Source organism: Microbacterium sp. BF1, assembly GCF_019279095.1.
GTDB lineage: Bacteria > Actinomycetota > Actinomycetes > Actinomycetales > Microbacteriaceae > Microbacterium > Microbacterium maritypicum.
Genome location: NZ_JAGYWT010000413.1, coordinates 1 through 2,199, shown reverse-complemented (window position 1 = coordinate 2,199; position 2,199 = coordinate 1). Strand labels below are relative to the sequence as shown.

The 2,199-nt window shown below is 65.4% G+C and carries 4 protein-coding genes and 1 pseudogene; 1 reads left to right on the top strand and 4 read right to left on the bottom strand.

The window, feature by feature from the left end:
* Positions 1-110: 110 nt before the first annotated feature.
* From rplT to infC, 3 genes are all read right to left on the bottom strand, one after another.
* Positions 111-497: a 50S ribosomal protein L20 gene (gene rplT, locus KZA10_RS12965; protein ID WP_017202428.1), complete on the bottom strand. Its 387-nt coding sequence runs from the start codon at positions 495-497 to the stop codon at positions 111-113.
* Between the two features lie 34 nt (positions 498-531).
* Positions 532-726, bottom strand: coding sequence for a 50S ribosomal protein L35 (rpmI, locus tag KZA10_RS12960; protein ID WP_017828564.1), 195 nt, complete (start codon positions 724-726; stop codon positions 532-534).
* A gap of 73 nt (positions 727-799) precedes the next feature.
* A complete protein-coding gene (gene infC / locus KZA10_RS12955; RefSeq protein WP_127482140.1) occupies positions 800-1,423 on the bottom strand; it encodes a translation initiation factor IF-3 in 624 nt (207 codons plus the stop codon).
* 255 nt (positions 1,424-1,678) lie between these two features.
* Here infC and KZA10_RS12950 point away from each other — a divergent pair, with 255 nt between their 5' ends.
* Positions 1,679-2,077, top strand: a complete 399-nt coding sequence (locus KZA10_RS12950) for a DUF1844 domain-containing protein (protein WP_017828562.1) — start codon at positions 1,679-1,681, stop codon at positions 2,075-2,077.
* Here KZA10_RS12950 and KZA10_RS12945 read toward each other — a convergent pair.
* Positions 2,074-2,199: pseudogene (locus tag KZA10_RS12945) on the bottom strand (IS5/IS1182 family transposase); the annotation flags it as partial. The gene KZA10_RS12950 and the pseudogene KZA10_RS12945 sit on opposite strands and share 4 nt — an antisense overlap.

Here is a 2,199-nt window from a genome sequence, read left to right as displayed (position 1 = left end):
GCCGTGGCGGCCCTCGTCGACGTGGTCGTCACCCGCGCATCCGCCGGTTCCGGGCCGACGAACGCCACCGGGCGCCCTCCCGAAGGAGAGCGCCCTGTGTGAAGAGATGCTTACGCAGCCGACTTCGGTGCGTTGACGTCGGAGGGCAGAGCCTTCTTCGCCGTCTCGACCAGCGTCGTGAAGGTCGCCGCGTCGTTGACCGCGAGGTCGGCGAGCATGCGACGGTCGACGGTGACACCCGCGAGGCCGAGGCCCTGGATGAAGCGGTTGTACGTCATGCCGTTCTGGCGAGCCGCAGCGTTGATGCGCTGGATCCACAGACGACGGAAGTCGCCCTTGCGCTTGCGACGGTCACGGTACGAGTAGACCAGCGAGTGGATGACCTGCTCTTTGGCCTTCCGGTACAGGCGCGAACGCTGTCCGCGGTAACCGGAGGCGCGCTCGAGGATAACCCGGCGCTTCTTGTGGGCGTTTACTGCCCGCTTGACTCTTGCCATTTTCCTGTGTTCCTATTCGTGCGTTCGGTGCGCGTCAGCGACCGAGAAGCTTCTTCGCGACCTTGGTGTCAGCCTTCGACAGCACCTGGTCCTGGTTCAGACGACGGGTGCGACGGCTCGACTTGTGCTCGAGGTTGTGGCGCATCCCGGCCTGCTGCTTCTTCAGCTTTCCGCTGCCGGTGATCTTGAAGCGCTTCTTAGCACCCGAGTGGGTCTTCTGCTTCGGCATCTTCTCTTCCTTCGTATGGCGCCTTCTCAGGCGACGGTGTCAACCCGCGGTGCGGGAGTTCTGGGGGCGGGGATCACTCCGCCGGAGCTGCGGCTGCGGGCGAATCGCTCTTCGCGTCGCGCGCCGCCTGCTTCTTGTCGGCACGCTGAGCATCGCGCACGGCGTTCTGCTCCTGCTTGGCCTCGGACTTGCTCTTGAGCGGGGCCACGACCATCACCATGTTGCGACCGTCGATGGTCGGGTTCGACTCGACGGTGCCGAACTCGGCGACGTCTTCGGCGAACTTGCGCAGCAGGCGGACGCCCTGCTCGGGACGCGACTGCTCGCGACCGCGGAACAGGATCATGGCCTTGACCTTGTCGCCGGCCTTGAGGAAGCCCTCGGCGCGCTTGAGCTTGGTCGTGTAGTCGTGCGCCTCGATCTTCAGACGGAAACGGACTTCCTTGAGGATCGTGTTCGCCTGGTTGCGGCGAGCTTCCTTTTCCTTCTGGGCGGCCTCGTACTTGAACTTGCCGTAGTCCATGATCTTGACGACGGGCGGCTTCGAGTTGGGGGCGACCTCGACGAGGTCGAGATCGGCTTCCTGCGCGAGGCGTAGCGCGGCCTCGATGCGGACAACGCCGATCTGCTCACCCGCGGGGCCGACGAGGCGGACCTCGGGGACGCGGATGCGCTCATTGGTACGGGGATCGCTGATGCGGAACTCCTTAGACGATGTGATTCGGCCACCGCGATGCTGTCTGCATCACGGGCGAAATCGGAATCGTCCCCGCCCACCGGCATTCAGACGCCGGCTCCGCACCCTACCTGCCGGGTCCGTCTTGCGAACGGAGCCGGTGGAGTGCAAGACCCGGTAGCCTTGAACGGCAAGCGCGGGTGGGAAGTGAATCCTCTTTCGATCCGGAGCATGACGCTCCGGAGCCCGCCAAAGTCTAACAGAAAGCAAGGCGAAGTGACGAACCAGGCACCGGACGAGGCTGCACGTGAGCGCGAAGAGCGCTGGGCACGTCAGGAGGAGGCCGCATCGTCGGCCACCCGAGACATCGCCGATGTACCCGCTGTCGAGGTGATCACCACCGCCGCCGTGCACCTCATGAGCGCCGCAGCCGTCAAGCTCGGACTCGCCGACGATCCCGACGCCGCGGCGCAGATCGACCTCGACGAGGCGCGCAAGCTCATCAACGCTCTCGCCGGCCTCATCACCGCCGGCGCTCCCGAGATCAGTGACATGCACGCCCGCTCGCTGCGTGACGGTCTTCGTTCGCTGCAGCTCGCCTTCCGCGAGGCATCGACGATTCCCGACCCGATCGGCAAGGGACCGGGCGAGAAGTGGACCGGTCCGGTCAACTAGGGCGTGTCTCCCATATGGCGTAGCCAGGTGAGGATTGCGCTGATGGTGACGGCCGCGCGGTAGGTGATCGCGAGCTTGTCGTAGCGGGTGGCGAGGCCCCGCCATTGCTTGGCGAGAGCGAA